The following is a 20,249-nucleotide window of genomic DNA, read 5'->3' on the forward strand; positions in this document are numbered from 1 at the left end:
AGGAACCACGGCCACCAGACCGGCACAAGCAACCTACGGCGATTCGGCCAACACCCGCACGTGGAACGGCACTTACGCCGCACGGGCCGATGCATCACACACCTTCCCCATGCCGCCCCCTACCCGGGTTCACGACTCGGCCGAAAGACATGTGTTCGAAGTTCCGGCGGCTTCGTTGAACCCGACGATGCTGCGCCGCGACCGTCAGCAAGGAGTGACGTTGAGCCGTACCGGACCAGACCGCGAGACCCCGCAGGAAGCGAAGAAGACACCGGCTGAGGAGACCCTCTCGAAAGCGGAGCGTGAGCTGTACGGGGGGAGGCTCCGCTACGACCAGTCCTTCGTGCACCACGCGAACCCGCTGACCAGACTCTCCTTCCGGCATATGGCGTCCGCTCTGCCGCGCATGGTCGCTCTGGTGCTCCGCACCGGCTGGCGGACCGACCGGCGGGCGATGGCCGGCCTGGTGGCCGCGCAGTTCGGCCAGGGGGCGAGCGCGGCGTGGGCGCTGGTCGCCGTCAACAGCGTTCTGACGGACCTGTTCGCGGACGGCCCGGTGGTGGGCAAGCTGCGCGAGGCTGCGCCGGCCCTGGCCGGGCTGCTGTTGACCGCGGTGTCCGTGGCGCTGCTGAGGGCATGGTCGACGGCGATGTCCGGCCGTCTGGAACCTCAGGTGGAGCGGGCCGTCTCGGCGCGCTACTACGCGGCCATCACCAGGGTCGAGCTGGAAGCGACGGAGCGCCCGGAAGTCCAACGGGTCCTGGAGGCAGGCCGGTTCGGCACGGACTCGGCTCGCCGCATGCTGCGTCTGTCGGTAGGCGTCGGTAACGTCCTGATCGGGATGGTGGCGGCTGCGGTCGTGCTGGCGTCGCTGCACTGGACACTTCTGCCGATGCTTCTCGTGATCGCCCTGCCGAAGGGGTGGGGAGCAGTGCGCTCGGCACGCCGCGACTACGTCTCCAAGATGCACTGGATCGACCACCGCCGGGCGATCGCCTCCCTCCTCGGGTTCGCGACCCGCCCGCACGCGCAAGGGGAGATCCGTGCGCACGCCGCCGGTGAGAAGCTGCTCGCCAGCTACGAAGAGATGTCCCGGCAGACCGAGGTGGAGCAGCAACGGCTGGCCCGCGCGCAGGCCGAAACCGACCTGATTGCCGGTGCGTTGGCCGGGGTCGCGTCTCTGGGCTGTTACGGGGTGCTGTGGTGGCTGCTCTCCGGCGGCGTCCTGCCGCTGGCCGTCGGGAGCACCGCGGTCGTGGCGATCCAGGTGTCAACCGCCCGTCTGACGTCCCTGGTCCAGCAGGTCAACGGGCTCTACGAGGAGTTGTTGTTCTTAACCGACACCGAGGACGCCATCGCGGTAGCCGGCGACAACGCCATCCCCGGAACAGGGGCGCACCTGCCGGCGGATGTTCACCAGGTCCGGCTGGACTGCGTGTCCTACACCTACCCCGGAGCCGACACTCCTGCCCTGTGTGATGTCACCTTGCGGGTTCCCCGCGGCCAGGTGACTGCGCTGGTGGGGGCGAACGGCTCCGGCAAGACGACCTTGACCAAGGTGCTGTCCGGCCTGCTGCTGCCGTCCGAGGGGAGCGTGTGGTGGCAGAACGCCGACGGCAGCGACCAGGTCGAACTCCGGGATGCCCGCCGTGCCGAGATCTTCGCCCAGGTGGGTCTGCTGGCACAGGACTTTCCGCGCTGGGAGATGACCGCGGCTGCGAACGTGGCGATCGGTGCCGGCGACCGCGTCCGCGACATGGGCCGGGTCAAGTCCGCCGCCCAGTCCGCCGGCATTGCCCCCCTGATCGAGGGGCTGCCCCACGGCTGGGACTCCATCGTCTACAAAGGCTACGAGCGCGGGGTCCAGCTCTCGGGCGGGCAGTGGCAGCGGCTCGGCAGCGCACGAAATTTGTACCGGGGTGCCCCATTTCTTCTGGTCGATGAACCCACATCGGCGCTCGACCCGTACGCAGAGATCACTGCGTTCGAGCGCCTTTGGTCCCTCGCAGAGGAGGGGCACGCGGTCGTCCTCGTCACGCACCGACTGGCGGCCACGGCCAGGGCCGACCGGATCTACGTCCTCGATGCGGGCCGGGTGACGGAAGAAGGCACCCACGAGCAGCTCATGGCCCGGCCCGACGGGGTCTATCGCGGCATGTTCACTGCCCAGTCGGCGCAGTATCACCCGGCCCCGCACGTCCCGAAGCCAGCTTCGCCCAGCGTCGTGGACACAGCATGAGCCGCTCCCCCGTAAGGCAGAACATGTCCTCCTCCCTCCCCCCATCCGTCCGAGCTGCCATGCAGCCCGTCCCGCCAGCCCGCGCCGCGACCCGGAACGCGGTGTGGCTCGGCTCCGCCGCCCTCATCACCGACCTGGTCGGCCGCGTCCTGCTGGTCCGCCCGACCTACCGCGACGACGACCGGTGGCTGCTGCCCGGCGGCGTCGTCGAATCCGGCGAACACCCGCACCTCGCCTGCCGGCGCGAGATCACCGAAGAACTGGGCCTGGACCTGCCCCTGTCGGGCGTGCTCGCCGTCCACTCCCTCTCACACCACCACCCGGACATCAGACCCGGCACCCCCTTCCCCGGAGAGATCCGGTACGTCTTCGACGGCGGCACCCTCACGCCCGAGCAAGTGGAGGCGATCCGCCTGCCCCGCGAGGAACTGTCCGAGTACGCCTTCCTGGAAACCCGGGACGCGGTGCAGCGGCTGCGCCCCGTGGACGGGCAGATCATGCTCGCCGCCTACCGTGCCCGGCTCGGCAACACCGCCACCTCGCACCTCGCCGACGGCCGACACCTCTTCGGCGTCCCCGCGCTAGACCGCCATGACGTCCACGTCCGCTACCGCCCCCTGTGGAACAGCCCCTTCGACCGCGGGCCCGTTCCCGAGTCCTTCCCCGTGCGGCAAGCCTGGGCGTGGTGCTTTCTGCCCGACGGCAGGATCGTCCTTGTTGCCGACCCCGGCCCCCGGGGCGCCCTGCCCATGCTGCCCGGCGGCACCGTGGAGGAGACCGACGCCACGGCCGAGGAGACCCTTCACCGCGAGGCCGCCGAGGAAGCCCAGCTCACCCTCACCGACCCGGTGCGGCTGGGCTGGGTCCTCGATGCGACGGGCGAGGTCTACGGCGGTGTGGGGCCCAACGCCCGGCTCCGCCTGGCCGCCCGTGTCACCGGCATCGGACGGGCGGCCGTCGACCCCGCCACCGGCCGCTCCTTCGCACGCCTGCTCGCCACTCCCGTCCAGGCAGCCGCCCTGCTGGGCTGGGGCCCGCCAGGGGCCCGGCAAGCGGGACTCGCTGCGGAGACCGCTCGGGAGCGCTGGGGCCTGCCTGTCGCTCCCCGCACCGCGATCGAGGAAGTCCCTGCGGAGGGGATGCGGCTGAGCTGACACGGACGACCACACCACCTCGACCGCTCCGCGCCGCACCCTCTGAGGTACACCTATGCCGCTGTCGCACCACCACATCCGCACCACCGTCGAGACCTATCTCGCTCACCACCCTCACGAGCGCCCCAAGCTCGGGGCCCTCCTGCAGGCCCTCGACCGGCCCGCCGACATCGCCAGCCGCTCCACGTTCACCGGACACGTCACCTGTGCCGCGATCGTCGTCGACCCTTTCGGCCGCGTCCTGCACGTGCTGCACCTGGCGAGCGGGAGGACCCTCATCCCAGGTGGACACGCCGAGCCCGACGACGAGTCCCTGGCAGAGACGGCGCTGCGGGAACTGCACGAGGAGACCGGAATCCCGTCCCAGGCCGTGACACCGTGGCCCGGCTACGAGACCGCGCCCTTCGATGTCGACATCCACGACATCGGTGCCAGACCGGGCAAAGGCGAACCCGGCCACCGCCACTTCGACCTCCGCTTCCTCTTCCGCCTGCGCACTGCGACGGCGCCTGTGATGCTGCAGGAAGACGAAGTCGGCGGCGTCGAGTGGCGGCCCCTGGACAAGGTGACCTCCCCCTCCGTCCGCGAGAAGCTGCTCACGCTCACGCCCGCCGTCGAGCCGGAGATCGCCAATGCCTCCGCCCTGATCTACAACGACCGTGGCGAATACCTGCTCCACCTGCGCGACTACTTCCCAGGCCGGATCTGGGAGCCGGGCATGTGGTCCCTGCTGGGCGGCGGCCGAGAGCCCCAGGACGCCACCCTGGAGCACACCGTGCGACGCGAACTCGACGAGGAAGCCGGACTCGTCCTCCCCGACCTGGCCCCGTTCGCCACCGAGGAGGCGGTCGACGCCGCCGGTGTGCGCGTGCCCATCGCCATCTACGCCGGCCGGTGGAACGGCGACCCCCGCGAACTCCGCCTGACGGAAGGGGTGATGCTCGCCTGGTTCGCCCCCGACGACCTCCACCGCCTGCGCATCACGCCCTCCACCAGCGAACTGGTACGACGCCACGCCGTCACCTCACCAGCCATCCCACCCGCTCCCGCCACACAGGTCGACCACACCCCGCACGCCGTAACCGGGCCCGTCGCCCTGCCCACACCCCAGGTGCGCGAACCCCACGAGCCCTACGAGCGCAGCAGCAGCGTGATCGGCGTACACCTCGTCCTGCTGCGCGACGGGGCCGTGCTGCTCGGCAAACGCCACCCCAGCTGCGCCTTCGCGCCCGAGTGCTGGCACCTGCCAGCGGGACACCGAGAAGAACGTGAGTCCGCCCTGGCCTGCATGCTTCGGGAGACCGCGGAGGAGACCGGACTCACCATCGCCGAGGCCCACTTGTCCCTGGTGCACACCCTCGACCTCCAGGACCCCGGCAGCACGGTCCCCCGCATCCAGCTCTTCTTCGCCGCCTCCCAGTGGAGCGGCGAGCCCGCCGTCCTCGAACCGGACCGGTGCACCGAATGGCGGTGGTGGCCACTGAACGCGCTGCCCGAACCCACCGTGGACTACACCCGCGCGGCACTTGACGCCATCTCCCGTGGCACCCCGTACACCGTGATGGGCTGGAACTGACCCGCCCCCTCGTACGTATCGCCGCCCCGGTGGACCGCTGGCCAGTCCTCTCGGGCGGCATCCCGCCAGGCGGCACACGTGAGCCGCAGCCTTCAGACAAGGACGTGCCCGCACATGTTCACCGCACAAGACGAATGGGACCGCGGTTACGCCGCTGCCACCACCTGACTCCAGACCACTCGCAGAACTCCAGGAGGCACATGCATGCCGCAGAACCCCAGCTCAGAGGCCCCAGATTCGGACGTCGAAGGCAACTCCCCGGGCTTCCTCAACGCCACCGCCTGGACCGCGTACGGCCAGCGACAGCTGGATCATGCCTACATGCCGCCTGTCCCGGAGCAACTGAACTGGGCCTGGGAGGACGTCGGCCCCGGGGCCGAAGTCCTGGGGGATCTGGCCGGCCGTCGCGTCCTGGACATCGGCTCCGGCGCCGGTCACCACGCCGTCCACCTGGCCCAGGACCACGGCGCGCGCGTGACCGCGATCGAACAATCGCCCACCCAGCACCAACGGGCCGTCAACGCACACGCCAATGTCCCGGGCGTCGAGTTCGTACTGGGCGACGTCGTCGACGGCCTCGCCTACACCGAGGCATTCGACGCCGCGTATGCCATCGGCTCCATGGGCTTCGTCGACCCGCATCGACTCCTGCCCGCCCTGCGCGACCATCTGCACCCAGGTGCCCCGCTGGTCTTCTCCGTCCTGCACACAGACCTGGACGGGCACGGGCCCTCCACCGCGGTTGAACCCCGCGAGCAGATGATCCGCCTGCGCACGGACCCGCCCCTGCCTGTGCAGATGTGGGTGCTGTCCAGCCAGCTCTGGGAAGACCTCCTGACCCAGTACGGCTTCGTCGTCGAGCACGTCGACCTCCTCCGCGCACCCGACCCCGGCAGCCGTGTCGTCCACCAGCTCATCAGGGCCCGCCGCAAGCCGCCCGAGCCCGCAGCTCGGCGGATGGCGAGCCGTCCTCGAACGACCCGTCCGCCCATCGCCCACGCGGCGCTCGGCGTGGGCATCATCGTCCCCGGCCCCCAGGGCAAGATCCTGATTGGCCGACACCGCATGGGTACCGCTGAAATCCCTGGCGGCAGCGTCGAGGCCGGCGAGAACTTGGCCGAGGCGGTCGTGCGCGAGCTGCGCGAGGAGAGCGGGCTGGAAGCCACTGCGGCGGACATCGTGCTGCTGGGCACGCTCGTCGATCACGTCGAGGACGTCGTACGGATCACGATCGCTGCCCTCGTCCCCACCTGGTCCGGCATCCCAGCCGACCAGCCCGGCGAGAGCATCGGCACCTGGCAGTGGGCCTCCCCGCAAGACCTTCCGGGCCCGCTCTTCACCTGCAGCGCCCAAGTCCTGGCTGCCTGGCTCCCGGGCCTGCCGATCGACTGCCCGCCGGCGACCTTCACCCCATACGCCCACGGCTCTGCGGACACCGCGACAACCCACGTACTCCATGCGAGGTAACAGCATGCGCCGCAGCACCGGTCCCGCCCCAGCCCACACCCTCGACACGGCGCCCGCATACGTCGTGCCGCCCAGACCACCGACGTGGCGCGAACTCCAAAAACAGATCCAAGACCTGGCCGCCGCCCACCCGGACCTGTGCCATCTCTCCACCGTCGGCTTCTCGCGCGGCGGCGAACCCCTGCTGATGCTGGTCATCAACGGCGGCGGCCCCGTGAAGACGATCGTCGGCGGCGGCCCCCACCCCAATGAACCGGTCGGCTTCGGTTCGGTGATCGCCCTGGCCCAACACGTCCTGGCGCACCCGGAGGACCGAGAGCTCGCCACCTGGTACCTGATACCGAGCACCGACCCCGATGGTGCGCTGTTGAACGAGCACTGGTGGGCGCGCACCTGGCCGCCGACGCTGGACTCCTACCACCGAGGCTTCTACCGGCCCGCCGTTCGCCACCAGCCCGAGTGGACTTTCCCCGCCCCCGGCTTCACCGGACAGCTCCCTGAAACCAGGGCCTTGATGGGGGTGATCGACGACGTCCAGCCCCACCTCCTCGCTTCCCTCCACAACGCCGACGCCGGTGGCTGCTACGTCATGGCAACGCGCGGCGATGCCGGTCTCGTTGATGTGCTCGCCACAGCAGCAGCCCGCAACAACCTGACACGGGAGACGATGCCGAGCGACTGCATCGGGTGGCGGTCTCCCGGACGCGGCGTCTTCGTCCTGCCCGACCCCGCCCCGGCCCCTGGCCCGGCCGAGGACGGCGGGTGGACACCCGCCGGGACGAGCAGCGTCCACTACGCCGCCCGGCACGGCGCATTGGGAATCTTCCCGGAGGTACCGATGTGGCGTACGGCACCGGTCTCGCTGCCCGCCGACGAGGGCGCCCGGCACCTGGAGGACGCTGCGGCCAACCTCACCGGCGTGCTCGACCGAGTGCGGCCTCTCACCCACCACGAGACGCCCTACCTGCCCGCGGTCACCGACACAGTAGCGATCATGCGGCACGTGGCCCGCCTCATCCGCGAGGAGCCCGCCGAGGGAGCCGACCAGGACGTCGCCCTGCTTGTACCGCTGCGTGCCTCGGGCATGCTGGTGCGGCACCTCGACAGCCAGCTCGATGCCGTCCCCGGGCACCCGCTGATCCACCGCGAACGTTCCCTGCTCGACGCCCAGCTCACGACGTGGCTGACGGCCGCGCAGCAGGCGCTGCAACCCGCGCCCATCCCGCTGGCGCAGAGCGTGGGTTACCACCTCGATACGATCTTCGGCGCGATCAGAATGCTCGCCCAGTGAACGGGGCCCCCGGAAAGCACGCCGCGACCGGAGCGCCGACCCGCCGGCCCCTTACTGAAGCGCCCCACAGTGTCGAGGGGAACACGGTGATGCCCAAGACGATTCTGATCGTCGGCGGCAGCGGATTCCTGGGAGCCGAGCTGATCAGACAGGCCACTGCCGCAGGGCACCGAACGGTCGCGACATACGCAACCAAGCGGGGCGACGCTTCCCCCAACTCGTGGCGCCAGCTCGATCTGCGGGCCGTGGAAAGCCTGGACAGCGTGCTGGCCGAGGTGAACCCGCACGCCGTCATCAACGCGGCCAGCGGCGGGGCCGACTGGGCGGTCACGGCGGAAGGCCCCCTCCACCTCGCGATGGCGGCGGCGAAGCGCGGCACCCATCTGGTGCACGTGTCCTCGGACGCCGTGTTTTCCGGTATCGGCCGCACCTGCTACGACGAGTCGTGCCGCCCGGACCCCATCACCCCGTACGGCGCGGCAAAAGGTGCGGCAGAAGCCGGGGTTCTGGCCGTGGACCCGCAGGCAGCCGTCGCCCGCACTTCGCTGATCATCGGCGATGGGCACTCCGAGCACGAGCGCCTCGTACACCAGCTCGCGGCCGGCGCGGCCGAAGGTGCCCTGTTCACCGACGACGTCCGCTGTCCGGTCCACCTCTCGGACCTGGCCGCTGCCCTGCTGGAACTGGCATCGAACAACGCAGCAGGCATCCACCACCTCGCCGGACCCGACGCCTTGAGCCGCCACGAGCTCGGCGTCCTCATCGCCAAGCGCGACGGCCTCAACCCCGACCGCCTGCCCACGGGGCTGCGGGCACAGAGCTCCCTTCGCGGAGCCCTTGACGTACGCCTCGACAGCCGGGCAACCCAGCAACGTCTACACACCAAACTGCGCGGCGCCCGGCGGTTCCTGGCGAACAGCCGAACCAACACTCCGCGAACGCCGACTCCACCGAACCTGCCCGCCGACTAGATCCTCTCCCGCTCCCCCCGTTCTTCCCCGAAGGAGACCCTGGTGATTACCGTCATGAGTCAGAACGTGCAGCTCCAAGCGCCGTCCGAGGGCCGTTGGGAGCACCTCGCCGCGGGCATCCGCGCCGTCGGCCCCCATGTGCTGCTTCTGCAGGAGGTGGACTGGCTGACCACCGAGAAGGCCATCAAGGACGCAGAGGAGGAGCTGGGGCTGCGGCTCGCCGTCGCACCGAGCCGAAACATCCCTGTCGCCGTGGGGTGGGACCCCGATGTCCTGGACGTGCTCGATGTCGAAACGAAGTACAGCACGACCGACCTGCATCACGGCTACTGTGCGCCGCGGTTCCGAGCCCGGGGCCGGGACCTGCCCGCCCCGCTCGTCATCATCAGCACCCACCTGACCCCCTACTCCACGCAACGCGCCGCCCAGGAGGCCCAGCTGCTCTGCGCCCGCGCCTACAAACACGGCGGCCTCGGACTGCTCGGCGGCGACATCAACCACCTTCCTGTCGGCGATGAAGAGCCCGACTGGTCCCGCGTCCCGCCGTACAACCGGGCGTCGCGCTGCCACCGGCGTGCGAGTGCAACCGCGCCGTGGGTAGGAGACCGGTCGGTGGGAGAAGTCCTGCGGGACGCGGACCTCACCGATGTCGCCGCGCACCTCGCCGATCTCCACGGCGACCCGACGCTGCGGCAGGTGACCGGCAAGGCCGGTCTCCTCCGTACCGACCAGACCCACGTGACGCCCGCACTGGTTCCCGCACTGCACTCGTACCGGACTGTCGATCCCGGTGGGCACAGCGACCACCTGGGCACGCTCTGCACACTCGATCTCTCCCGCATCTCCCGCGAGTTCGCCAGTTCCGAAGGGGCCGACGACGCGAACTCGCCGCACTGACGAGGGTTGCGGGGCCGGTGAGCACGTGGGTTCCGGAACTACGTGTGGCCGACCGTCAATCCGGCCGCAGTTCAGCCCGCCGTACATCGCTCCGTGCCACGACGATGCTCGGGCACCAACGTCAGGTCCACCGGTGTGACCACCGGCCCATCGACGCACAGCACCGCGTCCGTCAGCTCGATCAACCCGTCACACCGGGCAGTCAGGCACTGAGCTTCTTCAGCGTTGCAACTCCAGGGTGAGGACGGCTTTGGCGATTAACGTCATGCGGTTGGGACTGCACCGGGACCTGCGGAAGATCCGCCAGGATTTCAGGCGGGCGACTCCACGTTCGACGGGTGCCCGAGTGGCGGCCAGGGCACGGTTGCGGGTCTTCTCGGTGGGGGTCAGTTCCTTCAGGGGCGTTCGCTTGATGCCCGTGATCAGCCACGGACCGGCGCCCTGGTAGGCGAGATCGGCCACGATGGGAACGCCCTGACGCTCGCAGATCCGGATGATCTGGTGGGTGCGGGCGGCGGTCAGGTCGTGGGTGCGGCCCGGCAGGGCGGGCGAGAGCCACGGCAGCCAGCTGTCGGAATCGGTGACGACCTGCACGTTCACGCCGTGGCGGCAGTGCTTGTGGGAGTAGTCGGCTCGGCCGTCGCCGACCCGGTCGCATTCGGCGAGAGTGCCGTCGAGCAGGACGAAGTCCGGATCGTGCACGCGCAGCGTCTTCAGCAGACCTGGTGCGCGTTCGGTGAGCAGGTCGACGACCGCGCGGGTGTAGGCGTGGGCGGTGGACTCGCTGATCCCGAACCCGGCGGCGATCTTCGCCAGAGTAGTGTGCTCGCGCAGGTACACCAGTGCCACCATCGCTCGCTGGGACGGACGGAGCTTGCAGCGCCGGTCGCCTTCACGGGTGACGATCAGCATGGTGACTCACTCCACGAGTGCGTGCGGCAGATCGAGTGCGGCAGGATGGATCACCAACGAGGCCCCCGAGCAGCGTGATTGAGACGTCAGACATCTCGATCAACAGCTCGGGGGCCTCGCTCGTCGCGCTTTACGGACCGTCACCCGATCGGTGGCCACATCGAAGAAACTCAGTGAGATCACCACGCCAACGACGAGGGGCCATTCCTCGTCACAACCCCCGCTGACCAGCCCATTTCCCCCACTAGCACAGGATGAAAGAGGCTCACTGAGCCGTGTTACGAGCGAGCTCGGCAATAAGACCATTCAAGCCCCGAGCTTGGATTACTCCATCAAACTGGGTTCGATAGGTGTCGATAATCCCGACGCCATCGACATGGAATTCGTAGAGCAGCCACCTGCCTAGGCGATATGCAAGATCGAAGCGGAGTGTCATCTGCGCCTCCCCCTTATGCATGACCTGGGCGTCCACTTCCGCCTTACGCTGATCGCCGTTCGTCTCAACCTCCGCGGGTAGCGCCTTAAACTCAAACTCGCTGTCAGTCAGCTTCGGCAGCACTCCTGCGTACTGAAGGACTAGTAGGCGTGTGAAGTAGTCGGTGAACGACCTCCGCTGGTCACCTGATGCTTGCATCCAAACCGTTTCACTAAGAGCCCTACGCGCCATCGCGTCGACGCTCACGTGAGGCAAGACCACCTGAGCGAAAGTCGTCCTCTGTGCGGCCTCTTGACTGGCATCCCCTCGGCGTGCCGCGTTGCCGAGCTGGGTATGCACCTGGTCGATCAGCTTCGCGGGATCAGCTGAAGACATTGTCCAATTCCTCGCATTCAAATCACTTGATCTGTGGCCTAGTTGGCGATCTTGCCCGCCGGAGCCCTCCGCAATCCAGGCAACTCAGACAGGCACGTATCCCTCACGCAGACATGACCCGGCCCGAGCGACCGGCCGCAGCATAAGACACTACCCAGCGATCACGATCTATAGCCTGGACTGGAACGCTCCTCTGCTTCAGGGACGGACCAGCTCAGATGATCCGGATGGTGGCCTGGGCTCCCCCAGCTGTTCCTGAACAAAGGTCAGGACGGTGAATTCGGCGGGCCGCACGGGGGCGAGGCCGACCTTGACGATGAGCCGGCCCGCCGCGACATCGGCCTCCGTCATCGTGTCGCCCACGCCGACCTTCAGGAAGTAGCCCTCCTGCGGGGTGTTGCCATAGAGCGCGCCTTGCTTCCACCGACGGTTCAGATAGTTGTCCAGAGCGACGCGCACCATCTGCCAGGTGGGGGCGGTGTTCGGCTCGAACAGCGCGGGGTTCAGCATGCTCTGGGCGTCGCGTTCGACCATGTTGCAGAGGCGTCGGATGGGGATGTAGCGCCAGTCGTCGGTGTCGTCGAGGGTCCTGGCACCCCAGATCACCGTGCCGTTCCCGGCGAAGGTGCGGATGAAGTTGAGGCTGCGGTGGGCGCCCTGTTCGGTATTGGTGGCCTGGAGGAGGGGGCCGCCGGTGCCGCGCAGGGCGATGTTGGCCGGGGCCTTCCACACGCCGCGCTCGCGGTCAACTGTGGCCCAGGCGCCCGCGACGGCACCACTGGGGATGACCGGCTCGTCGTCGCCGCTCTGCCGCAGCCAGGGGAGGTGCACGGCCGCGTATCGGCGTGCGTCCGCGTTCAGGCCCCAGGCTTCGATCGCCGCATCGGCCTGCTCGGGTGTGTGGTCGCGGGCGGTGTGCAGGATGGCCATGGCCTTGTTCTGCGCGGCCCAGCCGGTGAGTGCCCGGGCCCACTCGCCGACCGACGGCGCGTTCTGGTCCCACAGGCCGGGGGCGACCAGGACCGTCACGTCCCCGAGCCTGGTCAGCTCCTCCAGGGCCTTGGCGAGGGTTGAGCCGGCGGTGCTGACCAGGTAGCAGCGCCCGCCGCCGTTCTGGAAGTAGCTCTTGAGAACCGGCCCGAGCGCCTTGCGGATGTCCCCGTTGGCGTCTGCGTCGGCCAGCTTGCCGAAGTCCAGCCAGCTGTTCACCGGGACCCCACCTGCGGGCACACCGGCGAAGTCACCGACGAACGCCGTCACCTCGGTCGGCAACGACCCGACGGAAAGATTGAGGCCGGACAGTTCCTCGACGTAGACACCCGGCGTTTGGGACGGACCTGCCATGGGACTCTCCTCGGAAGTGACGTGCACAACGTGGATGATCATGTCCCGGAGCCGCAGGCCCATGCAGCTGTTCACACGTTCTAGTCAGTGCCACAGCACTCTTCAAGTAGCGTCCCCCAGCCGCACGGACAGGCCCACGTCGCCGCGCCCGCAGTCGAGCAGCCGGAGTATGCGATTCGGGCCATTTTTGATCAAGAGCTGCATGAGGGTGTGCGGCGGTGGAAGGGTGTATTGCAGCGATTGTCCTGTTGAAGAAGGAAAGGGGTTTGTGGTGAGCGAGCGTTTGAGTGGGACGTGCAGCCAGTTCTACGAGGCGAAGGGGTTTGGGTATATCGCGCCTTCCTCGGGCGGGGACAAGCTGTACGTGCACCACAGCGACATCATGGGGCGGAGTTTCCTTGTTGAGGGCGAGTCCGTCGTGTTCTCGGTGAGTGAGGATGTGAACGGGACGAAGAAGGCTGTGCAGGTGGCGGGCAACGGCGATGGTGCTCCTGCCGGCGGGGACAAACCTGCGGGGGCCAGCGCTCCTTGGGCGGAAGGAGAAGCTGCACCCGGAGGCCGATACGGCTCTGGCTCCTACGGCTCGCGCTGAGCGGGCGGGTAGCCCGCCGGCCAGAATCTGCTGGTCGAGACCGTCCTGGCGCCACAAGCCGAAGTAGTAGAGCACCGCCGACCAGGCCAGGAAGTCACGGACAGGCGGCGCCCCTGGCAGCCCGCAGCAGGATAACGAGCAACCCGTTAAACCTTCCCGGTCACAGCACTAGCCTCGATCTTTCGTGATTGGTCGTCAGCTCTTGCTGGCGGCCGAATTGCGTTCGGTGACGTTCTTCAGGCGTGACGGAGGCCCGGCTCTCGCGTCGGGTGTGCGCCGGATTCCACAGTTCCGGCGGGGTGGTTCAGGCTCGGCGGGACGAGTGGATGTGCTGATCAGCCAGGGTTGGGGAGGGTGGTGAGCCGCTGTATCACGTGGGTGATGATGTTGGTCCAGGGCCAGTGCTGGGCGAATCTGAGGTGCCGTCGGCGGCCGGTGGTGACGAGCTGGGCGGCAGCGGAGAACAGCCGCAGCCGCAGGCGGCGGGGCTCCCACCTGCGGGCTTCGCCGGTCAGGGCGAGCATCGGCATCCAGGCGAGCAGGTCGAGGGCAAGCTGGACGATCTCCAACCAGATCTGATTCTGTGCGGCATCATGCAGCGGCAGGTTGCGCAGGCCGGTGGCACGAGCGCCGCGGATGCGGTCCTCGGCGCGGGCGCGTCGGCGGTGCCGCAGCTCCAGGGCCTCGATCTTCTCGCCGGTGGTGTTGGTGCCAGGTCAGCCGCAGGCCGTCGGCGTCGGTGAAGCGCAACTGGGCTCCGGGGTGGGGCCGTTCTTTGCGGACGATCAGCCGCATCCCCTTCGGCCAGCCCTTGAGTACGTCACCGTCGAGCTCGGCGACCCAGGCTCCGTCGCGAATGGCTCCGTCCGGCTCGACGGCCACCGCCCAGGCAGAGGCGGGAACGTGCAGAACGGCCTGGTGGATGGCGTCGGAGATGGTCATCCCGACCGAGTAGGACAGCCACCGGCCGCGTTTCGCGAGCCAGGCCACGAAGGCGTGGGTGCCACCGCCGGAATCGGTACGGATCAGCGACCGACGTCCGCGCCGGCACTTCTTCGGCAGCTGGGCCAGCGCCAGTTGAGCGGTCGTGATGTGGTCGGCGGCGGTGTTGGATCCCGCGTTGCCGGGCCGCAGCAGGGCAGCGACAGGCTCCCCGCTGCCACCGCTTCCATGGTCGACGAAGGCCAGCAGCGGGTGGTGCCCGTACGTCTTCTTCCAGGTCGCGGCGGCGTCCTGCTTATCGGAATGGGCCAGCACCAGCACCCCGTCGATATCCACGATCACCCGGCCGCCGGTGTCCGGCGCCGCATCCTTGGCCAATGCCCATACCCGCTCACGGACTTAGGCACGTGCGGTGCGGATCGCGGTGAGGGCTTCGGGTCCGGCCGCAGCAAGGGTGTCGATGAGGCGGGAGACGGTGAGGTCGGAGGCCACCGCACCGAAGAGGGCCGACTCGGCCCGTAGCACGCCCACGTCCGCCAGGCAGTCACCGCCGAGCGCGACCGCCAGGGCCACATCCAGCAGGATCTTCCCCGGATCGTGCACCGCCCGCGGCTTGCGCCACGGGGCCAGGGTCTGCGATATCGCCTGATCCAGTCCGGCCTTGCGGACTGTCTCCACCAGAAGGACGCCCCCAGCCTGCGAGACCACCCTGCCACCGCTCTCGATGCGGACCCGCGGATAGGACCCGATACGCTTCGTCACCTGAAAATGCTTCTTCCATCGCAACCGGCAGGACTCTCGACAGGCCGCATCGTCGCAGCTCAAGAGTGTTCCTCACGTTCGTGATCACACCTCGGACCACGGCGCGCTGCCATCAGATCTCACCGCACGGGATCTCGCGGCGCGAGCCGCGGCCCCGCTCAACGTACGGCCGACCGAAGTTCGACCCCTGGTCCTTGGAAAGCGAGCCGTGAATGACTGAATGGCAGGAATTCCGTGGCGGCGTGAACATCGTGCGCCGCCACGGGAACGTCGTCCACCGGCCCACGTCCCCAGCAACATCGGCGATCCACCGGCTGCTGCGGCATCTCCACGACCAGGGCTTCCACGGTGCACCGGAGCCACGAGGCTTCGATGCAGACGGCAATGAACTGCTCACCTTCCTCGACGGCGAGGTGCACGACGCGCTCACGTCCAACCTGCGTACGGACGAGCTCCTCACCTCCGCAGCCGCACTGCTGCGGGGACTTCACGACGCGAGCCTCACGTTCCAGCCACTCCCCGAGGACCGCTGGCTGTTCCCGGCCCGCCAGCCAGCCGAGGTCATGTGCCATGGCGATGCCGCCCAGTACAACTGCGTGGTGAAGAGCGGCGTGGCAGTCGGTTTCATCGACTTCGACACGGCGCACCCCGGTCCACGCGTCTGGGATGTCGCCTACGCCGTCTACCGGTTCGCGCCGCTGCAGGGGCCGGACAATCCAGAGAGCTTCGGCACGCCCCAGGAGCAGGGGCGCCGGGTCGCTGCCTTCTGCCGGGCTTACGGGGCGGGTGTAGATGCAGAGGTCATCGACGTCGTGCCAGACCGGCTGCAGGCTCTCATCGATTTCATGCGCGACCAGGCCGCTCAGGGAAACGAGGCGTTCCAGCAACACATCGCGGAAGGTCACAGTGACCTCTACGAGGCGGACATCCGTTACGTGCGTGCCCATCGTGACACCCTGCACGCTGCCTTCGAGGCGGAATAGCCCTGGCGCATGCGCTGCTGATGGCACCGTGTTTCAACCGTCTTCCGGAGCGCGCAGCTACACCGAGCAACTGGTCAAGGACCGCATCCGGCCAGCCCCGTTACCGGCCTGCAGAACCTGCCACTCTGGCCGCCTCGGACAGGATCCGAGGCGCTTCTTCACCCGGGGAGTGTTCTTCCTCCGCAGCCGGCAGGACTCTCAACACGCCATAGCGCTGCAGTTCAGGGGCGCTCCTCCCACTACTTGACTACGCCTCGGTCAGCCCGCCCGTGAAAGCCCGAGGCTAGATGACGGGCAGCGTCGAGCAGCGCCCCGGCCTCATTCGGATTCCGGGTGGACTTGTAGTGGGTCGAGGGCGGCGAGGTAGCGGTACGCCCCGCTGATGCTCAGCCCGAACAGGTCGACCAGGCGCCGCAGGTCTCCCGTCGCCAGGAGTTCGTGGACGATGCGGTCCTCACGGATGGCCTGCGCAGAGACTCCCAGCACCTTGGTCGCCCAGATGTTGCTGGTCGGCCCGAGGTCGGTGGCGGTCGTCCAGTTGGTGAAAAGGTGCGGGTTGGCGGTGTTCGGCCAGCGGCGGGTGCGTTCCTCGAGATAGGCGGCTAAGCGTGTGCGCACCGCCTGGGCCAAGGGGATGCTGCGCTCGCCCAGGTGGAGGCGCCCGTCGTGGACGTCGCTCAGCATCAGGTGCCGCAGGTCCGCAACGGTCAGCGCGTGGAAGGCGATCAGGGCTCCCAGGGCTGCGCGGGCCGGATCGTCGTCGGCCAGCTGATCCTGGAGGACGGCAGTGTCGACGGTCTTGGGCATCCCGCGCTGCGCCCTGTGCGGGATGTGCCGGGCCGGGTCCTGGAACACCACGTTGTGCGCTTTGAGGATTCGGAACAGGTTCCGTGCGACGGTCACCGCGAAGGATCTGGGGGTGCCGGTAGGCAGGGCGTCCTCGATGTCTTGTCGGGCGACCTCGCGCAGCGAGTCGTGCTGCTCGGCCAAGATGCGCACGAGCCGGACGGCGACGGTCGCGTAGCTGCGCACGGCCGGTGCGGTCAGGGGCTTGAACCTCGGCGGTGTACGGCTTCCGTGGCGGACCGACCGGAACCAGGTACGCATCTCCTCGCGCATGGCGGGCGGCAAGGCGGCGAGCCGCTCCTCGAACGCGGTCTCCAGGGTGGGCAGGCGGTCGTCGTCGAGGAATCCCGCTTCGGCCAGGACGTTGAGGGTGTGGTTGACAGGCAGACGGCAGCGCCACAGCGGCATCACGTCGGTGGCCCTGATCGCGGCGCCGGGAGTGCTCTGGACGGCCAGGAGGATCCGCACGGCCCGCTGTACGCTCCAGACGCGTTCGTACGTCCAGCCCAGGCGTGCGCCGCGCTCCCGAGCGAACGCCTCCAGGGCGGCGGCGAGTTCAGGATCCCGCACGTCGCGGGGAAAGCCTCGCTGGCGGGCGCGCTCGTAGTCGCGTTCGACGTCGAAGAGCAACAGTTGGCGGTGGGCGGCCGGATATTGGGGCCACCGGAACCCGTCAGAGTCGGACACGACAAGCCGGCGGTCGGGCCGCGGTCTGAGTTGTCGTCGGTGCTGCTCGCGGGCCGGCTGTGGGACGGAGAGCCGCACGCGGCGGTCGCTGTCGCCGAAGAACAGCTGCTGTCCGTGGAGGTTGGAACCCTCCAGGTCGAGTTGGTTGCCGTGCATGTCCTTCTGGATAAGGCGGGCCTGGCGCCGGCAGAGACGGCAGACCTCGTGCATCAGGTTGGCCGTGTGTCCGCACAGGCGGCACCGCCCGCGGTCGGGGTGGCGCTCCCAGCGCAGCGTCAGCAATCTCGACGGAACGTCAAAGTTCAAACCCCATCGGGTGAACCCCCACTGGACTGGACTGCGGCCGGGCCTGCCGATGTGCTACGTCCACGAACTCAAGGGAATGCAGACAATCGACACCGCGCGCCTTCGCGAGTACAGCTGACCTGAATACAGGCGAAGGGGAACTCAGTGCTCGTCCGACGACAGCGCCTTTACGGCATCGCTGCTGTGGGCGGGCCATAGCAGGCTCCGTACCGTCCATAGCGAACGCCGCACGCTGGCACTGCGGGGGCCAACCTCAGCACCCGGACTGGACCCGCTGCCCTCACCGCACAGTGCTTGCTGTGAGCCCCGGCCTCGGGTACGCCCCGCTGGGCTCAGAGCGAGAACTTCACCGAGGCGGCCCCTACGCTTCTGTGGGCTTCTCGTTGTCCCAGTCCGTGTCGGTGGGAACGGGAGTTGTCCCTCTGCGGGAAGCCGTGGAAACAATGCCCTCGGCATCTCTCGGCTCGCCGCCCAGCACGACGAGATCGAAGGGCTGCGCCGCCAGATCGCTAAGGCTCACGCGGTACGGCAACTACCGCACCGTGTGAGCCGCACGGCACCGTACGGACAATGCAGTTGCACCCTTCCGGCCTTGAAGATCCTTCGGGTCCTTCAGGGCGGAAGCGGGCTCGTCAGCTACTGCGCGCCTGCACGGCGGCTGTCAGCTGGCGGACGCTGGCGGTACGTGGGTGGCGTTCGGTGAGCTCGGTGACGATGGCGCGCATGCTGGGGCGGTCGCGGACCTCGGCCGGTGCTTCCCGGTGAGCTGCGAGCAGGGCCACCGCGGTCTCGTCCGCCTTGCCCCACTGCCACCAGGCCCGCGCCATGTCCGTGTGCAGCCGGCCCCGGCGCTCGGCCGTGGGAAACTGCCCGGGGTGGAGATCCTTGCCCGCGTGGACAGCTGCGCCAGCGTCACCGAGGCCCCAGAGGACTCCGACCTTGTACAGGGCGACGGAGGCCGGGGTCACGCTGAATGTCTGCGGACGCTCATTCCGGTCAGGAAGCAGTTTCGCCGCCCGTTCAGCGGCGCCGATCATCTCCAGGGCGCGGTCACGGTCCCCGGCCTGCGCCGCCGCGTAGGCCACCGTGCAGAGCATCTGCGCGAACGTCGCCGCCTGCGCGGGGGTCTTCAGCCCGGTGGCCTCCACCTTCGCCGCGGCATGAAGAGTGACGCGTTGCGCGGTTGCGCCGCGGTCTTCATGGCGCAGGACGATGCTGAACGCGCGTGCCGAGGCCGCAGCGGCCAGGGGCGAACCAGACAGCTCGGAGAAGATGTTGGACCGGTCAGCGGTGATCCTGCTCGCCGAGTAGCGCCCGATCTTAGACAGGGCCTCGGTGGCAAGGTCGTAGCAGGTGGCGAGCCGTACGTAATCGCCTGCTTCGCCATCCTCGGCGCAGGCGTGGCCGGTGGCGAGGAGATCCGGCAGGGCCAGGACGAGCTTCTTGTGGTCGCCGACATCGAAGAGAGCGCGTGCCCGGCGGACCTGGGTCATGAGGCTCGACGGCGTCGGTGCCGAAGCCGGGCTGGGCAGCAGGGCGAGCGACTCGTCGAGTCCGTCGAGGACGGAGAGCGGCACGGCGAGGCCCACGGCTTGGAGTAGAGAACGGCGCCTCATGTCTTCTTCCGCTTCGGTGTGCCTTCCAGCGTCGGCAGCAACTTTAGTGCGCGGAGGGGGCGTTACGCGCAGAACTGCGGCAAGTGCGCCCGCAGGGATGAACAGGGCCTGCGCGAACTTTCGGATCATGTCGAGGTCGGTGGCGCTGCGGTCTGCGGTCTCCAGTCGGGACACGGCAGAGGCCGAGTACCCGGTCGCCTTGCCGAGGTCGCCTTGCCGCCATCCGAGCTCGATTCGAGCCCAGCGGATGAGGCCGCCTACGTCGCCCGCTTCGACGAGTGCCCGTGCTCTGGGAGAGCCCCAGTTCGGTGCGTGTGCGCGCATCGCAACCCCCGGTCGAACCAGACGCTAACCAACTCACGGTAGCCGCGCCACCACGGGGCGTCGAGGCCGTGTGCGCAACGCGCAAATGGTGTGCGCCCGGCGGGAGTCGGCTGGCCGTTGAGGCCCGGTCGCGGTGTTCTGGACCTGCGCCGTCCGCACCGTCCGCAGAACGCTCTCCTCCGCGAAGCCGTTGCTGAGCGAGGGCGCCAGCACTCAGCGACGGACGGCACGACCCTCCATTCGCACACCGAGAGGAATGATCATGGACAGCCTGCGCAGCACCGAGACCGTGCTCCCCGACGAGGAACTGCTGCCGGTCGAGGTCGGCGGCACCGCCGAGCTGACCGAGGGCCAGGGCGGCGGCCAGAGCGAAGACAAGCGACGCGCCTACAACTGCTGATCCCTCCAGGCGTGGGGGGGGGGGGGGGGGGGGGGGGGGGGGGGGGGCGGGGGGGGGGGGGGGGGGGCGGGGGGGGGGGGGGGGTGGGGGGTGCCTGGTGCGGCTCCGCGTCAGGACCGATCGCGCATG

Annotated in this window: 15 protein-coding genes and 2 pseudogenes; 10 read left to right on the forward strand and 7 right to left on the reverse strand. The window is 68.8% G+C overall.

Annotated features, from left to right (window positions below; all coding sequences use genetic code 11):
* Positions 1-220 precede the first annotated feature (220 nt).
* The 7 genes from ACZ5PB_RS04760 (at position 221) to ACZ5PB_RS04790 (ending at position 9,595) form a co-directional block, all read left to right on the forward strand.
* On the forward strand, positions 221-2,239 hold the full coding sequence (locus tag ACZ5PB_RS04760) for an ABC transporter ATP-binding protein (RefSeq protein WP_468687776.1): 2,019 nt from the start codon (positions 221-223) through the stop codon (positions 2,237-2,239).
* Positions 2,240-2,298: 59 nt separating this feature from the next.
* The gene (locus ACZ5PB_RS04765; RefSeq protein WP_468687778.1) at positions 2,299-3,393 is read left to right on the forward strand and encodes an NUDIX hydrolase; all 1,095 of its coding nucleotides are present in this window, start codon (positions 2,299-2,301) and stop codon (positions 3,391-3,393) included.
* A gap of 55 nt (positions 3,394-3,448) precedes the next feature.
* A complete protein-coding gene (locus ACZ5PB_RS04770; protein WP_468687780.1) occupies positions 3,449-4,969 on the forward strand; it encodes an NUDIX domain-containing protein in 1,521 nt (506 codons plus the stop codon).
* Between the two features lie 204 nt (positions 4,970-5,173).
* Entirely contained in the window at positions 5,174-6,436 is a 1,263-nt protein-coding gene (locus ACZ5PB_RS04775; RefSeq protein WP_468687782.1) for a bifunctional class I SAM-dependent methyltransferase/NUDIX hydrolase, read from the forward strand.
* A 4-nt stretch (positions 6,437-6,440) separates the two neighbouring features.
* Positions 6,441-7,727 (forward strand): M14 family zinc carboxypeptidase, encoded by a 1,287-nt coding sequence (locus ACZ5PB_RS04780; RefSeq protein ID WP_468687784.1) that lies wholly within the window; start codon positions 6,441-6,443, stop codon positions 7,725-7,727.
* Positions 7,728-7,816: 89 nt separating this feature from the next.
* Entirely contained in the window at positions 7,817-8,698 is an 882-nt protein-coding gene (locus tag ACZ5PB_RS04785) for an SDR family oxidoreductase (protein WP_468687786.1), read from the forward strand.
* A gap of 54 nt (positions 8,699-8,752) precedes the next feature.
* Entirely contained in the window at positions 8,753-9,595 is an 843-nt protein-coding gene (locus tag ACZ5PB_RS04790) for an endonuclease/exonuclease/phosphatase family protein (protein WP_468687788.1), read from the forward strand.
* 54 nt (positions 9,596-9,649) lie between these two features.
* On the opposite strand, the pseudogene ACZ5PB_RS04795 reads toward ACZ5PB_RS04790, so the two are convergent.
* The 4 genes and pseudogenes from ACZ5PB_RS04795 to ACZ5PB_RS04810 all read right to left on the reverse strand — a co-directional run.
* A pseudogene (locus tag ACZ5PB_RS04795) lies at positions 9,650-9,801 on the reverse strand (NF041680 family putative transposase); the annotation flags it as partial.
* Positions 9,802-9,814: 13 nt separating this feature from the next.
* Positions 9,815-10,507: a transposase gene (locus tag ACZ5PB_RS04800; RefSeq protein WP_468687791.1), complete on the reverse strand. Its 693-nt coding sequence runs from the start codon at positions 10,505-10,507 to the stop codon at positions 9,815-9,817.
* Between the two features lie 265 nt (positions 10,508-10,772).
* Positions 10,773-11,318, reverse strand: coding sequence for an MlaC/ttg2D family ABC transporter substrate-binding protein (locus ACZ5PB_RS04805; protein ID WP_468687792.1), 546 nt, complete (start codon positions 11,316-11,318; stop codon positions 10,773-10,775).
* A gap of 198 nt (positions 11,319-11,516) precedes the next feature.
* Entirely contained in the window at positions 11,517-12,662 is a 1,146-nt protein-coding gene (locus tag ACZ5PB_RS04810; protein WP_468687793.1) for a phage tail sheath family protein, read from the reverse strand.
* 271 nt (positions 12,663-12,933) lie between these two features.
* Between ACZ5PB_RS04810 and ACZ5PB_RS04815 the strand changes: the two genes are divergently transcribed.
* A complete protein-coding gene (locus ACZ5PB_RS04815; protein WP_468687794.1) occupies positions 12,934-13,254 on the forward strand; it encodes a cold-shock protein in 321 nt (106 codons plus the stop codon).
* 335 nt (positions 13,255-13,589) lie between these two features.
* Here the strand turns inward: ACZ5PB_RS04815 and ACZ5PB_RS04820 are convergent.
* Positions 13,590-14,958, reverse strand: a pseudogene (locus tag ACZ5PB_RS04820) (IS1380 family transposase).
* Positions 14,959-15,170: 212 nt separating this feature from the next.
* On the opposite strand from ACZ5PB_RS04820, the gene ACZ5PB_RS04825 reads away from it, so the two are divergent.
* Positions 15,171-15,941: an aminoglycoside phosphotransferase family protein gene (locus ACZ5PB_RS04825; protein WP_468687795.1), complete on the forward strand. Its 771-nt coding sequence runs from the start codon at positions 15,171-15,173 to the stop codon at positions 15,939-15,941.
* 318 nt (positions 15,942-16,259) lie between these two features.
* Here the strand turns inward: ACZ5PB_RS04825 and ACZ5PB_RS04830 are convergent, their stop codons facing one another.
* Positions 16,260-17,630 (reverse strand): hypothetical protein, encoded by a 1,371-nt coding sequence (locus tag ACZ5PB_RS04830; RefSeq protein ID WP_468687797.1) that lies wholly within the window; start codon positions 17,628-17,630, stop codon positions 16,260-16,262.
* A gap of 782 nt (positions 17,631-18,412) precedes the next feature.
* Entirely contained in the window at positions 18,413-19,720 is a 1,308-nt protein-coding gene (locus ACZ5PB_RS04835; RefSeq protein ID WP_468687798.1) for a helix-turn-helix domain-containing protein, read from the reverse strand.
* 262 nt (positions 19,721-19,982) lie between these two features.
* Between ACZ5PB_RS04835 and ACZ5PB_RS04840 the strand changes: the two genes are divergently transcribed.
* Positions 19,983-20,120: an albusnodin family lasso peptide gene (locus tag ACZ5PB_RS04840; RefSeq protein WP_468687799.1), complete on the forward strand. Its 138-nt coding sequence runs from the start codon at positions 19,983-19,985 to the stop codon at positions 20,118-20,120.
* Positions 20,121-20,249 lie beyond the last annotated feature (129 nt).

Source organism: Streptomyces sp. NPDC032721, from assembly GCF_055579625.1.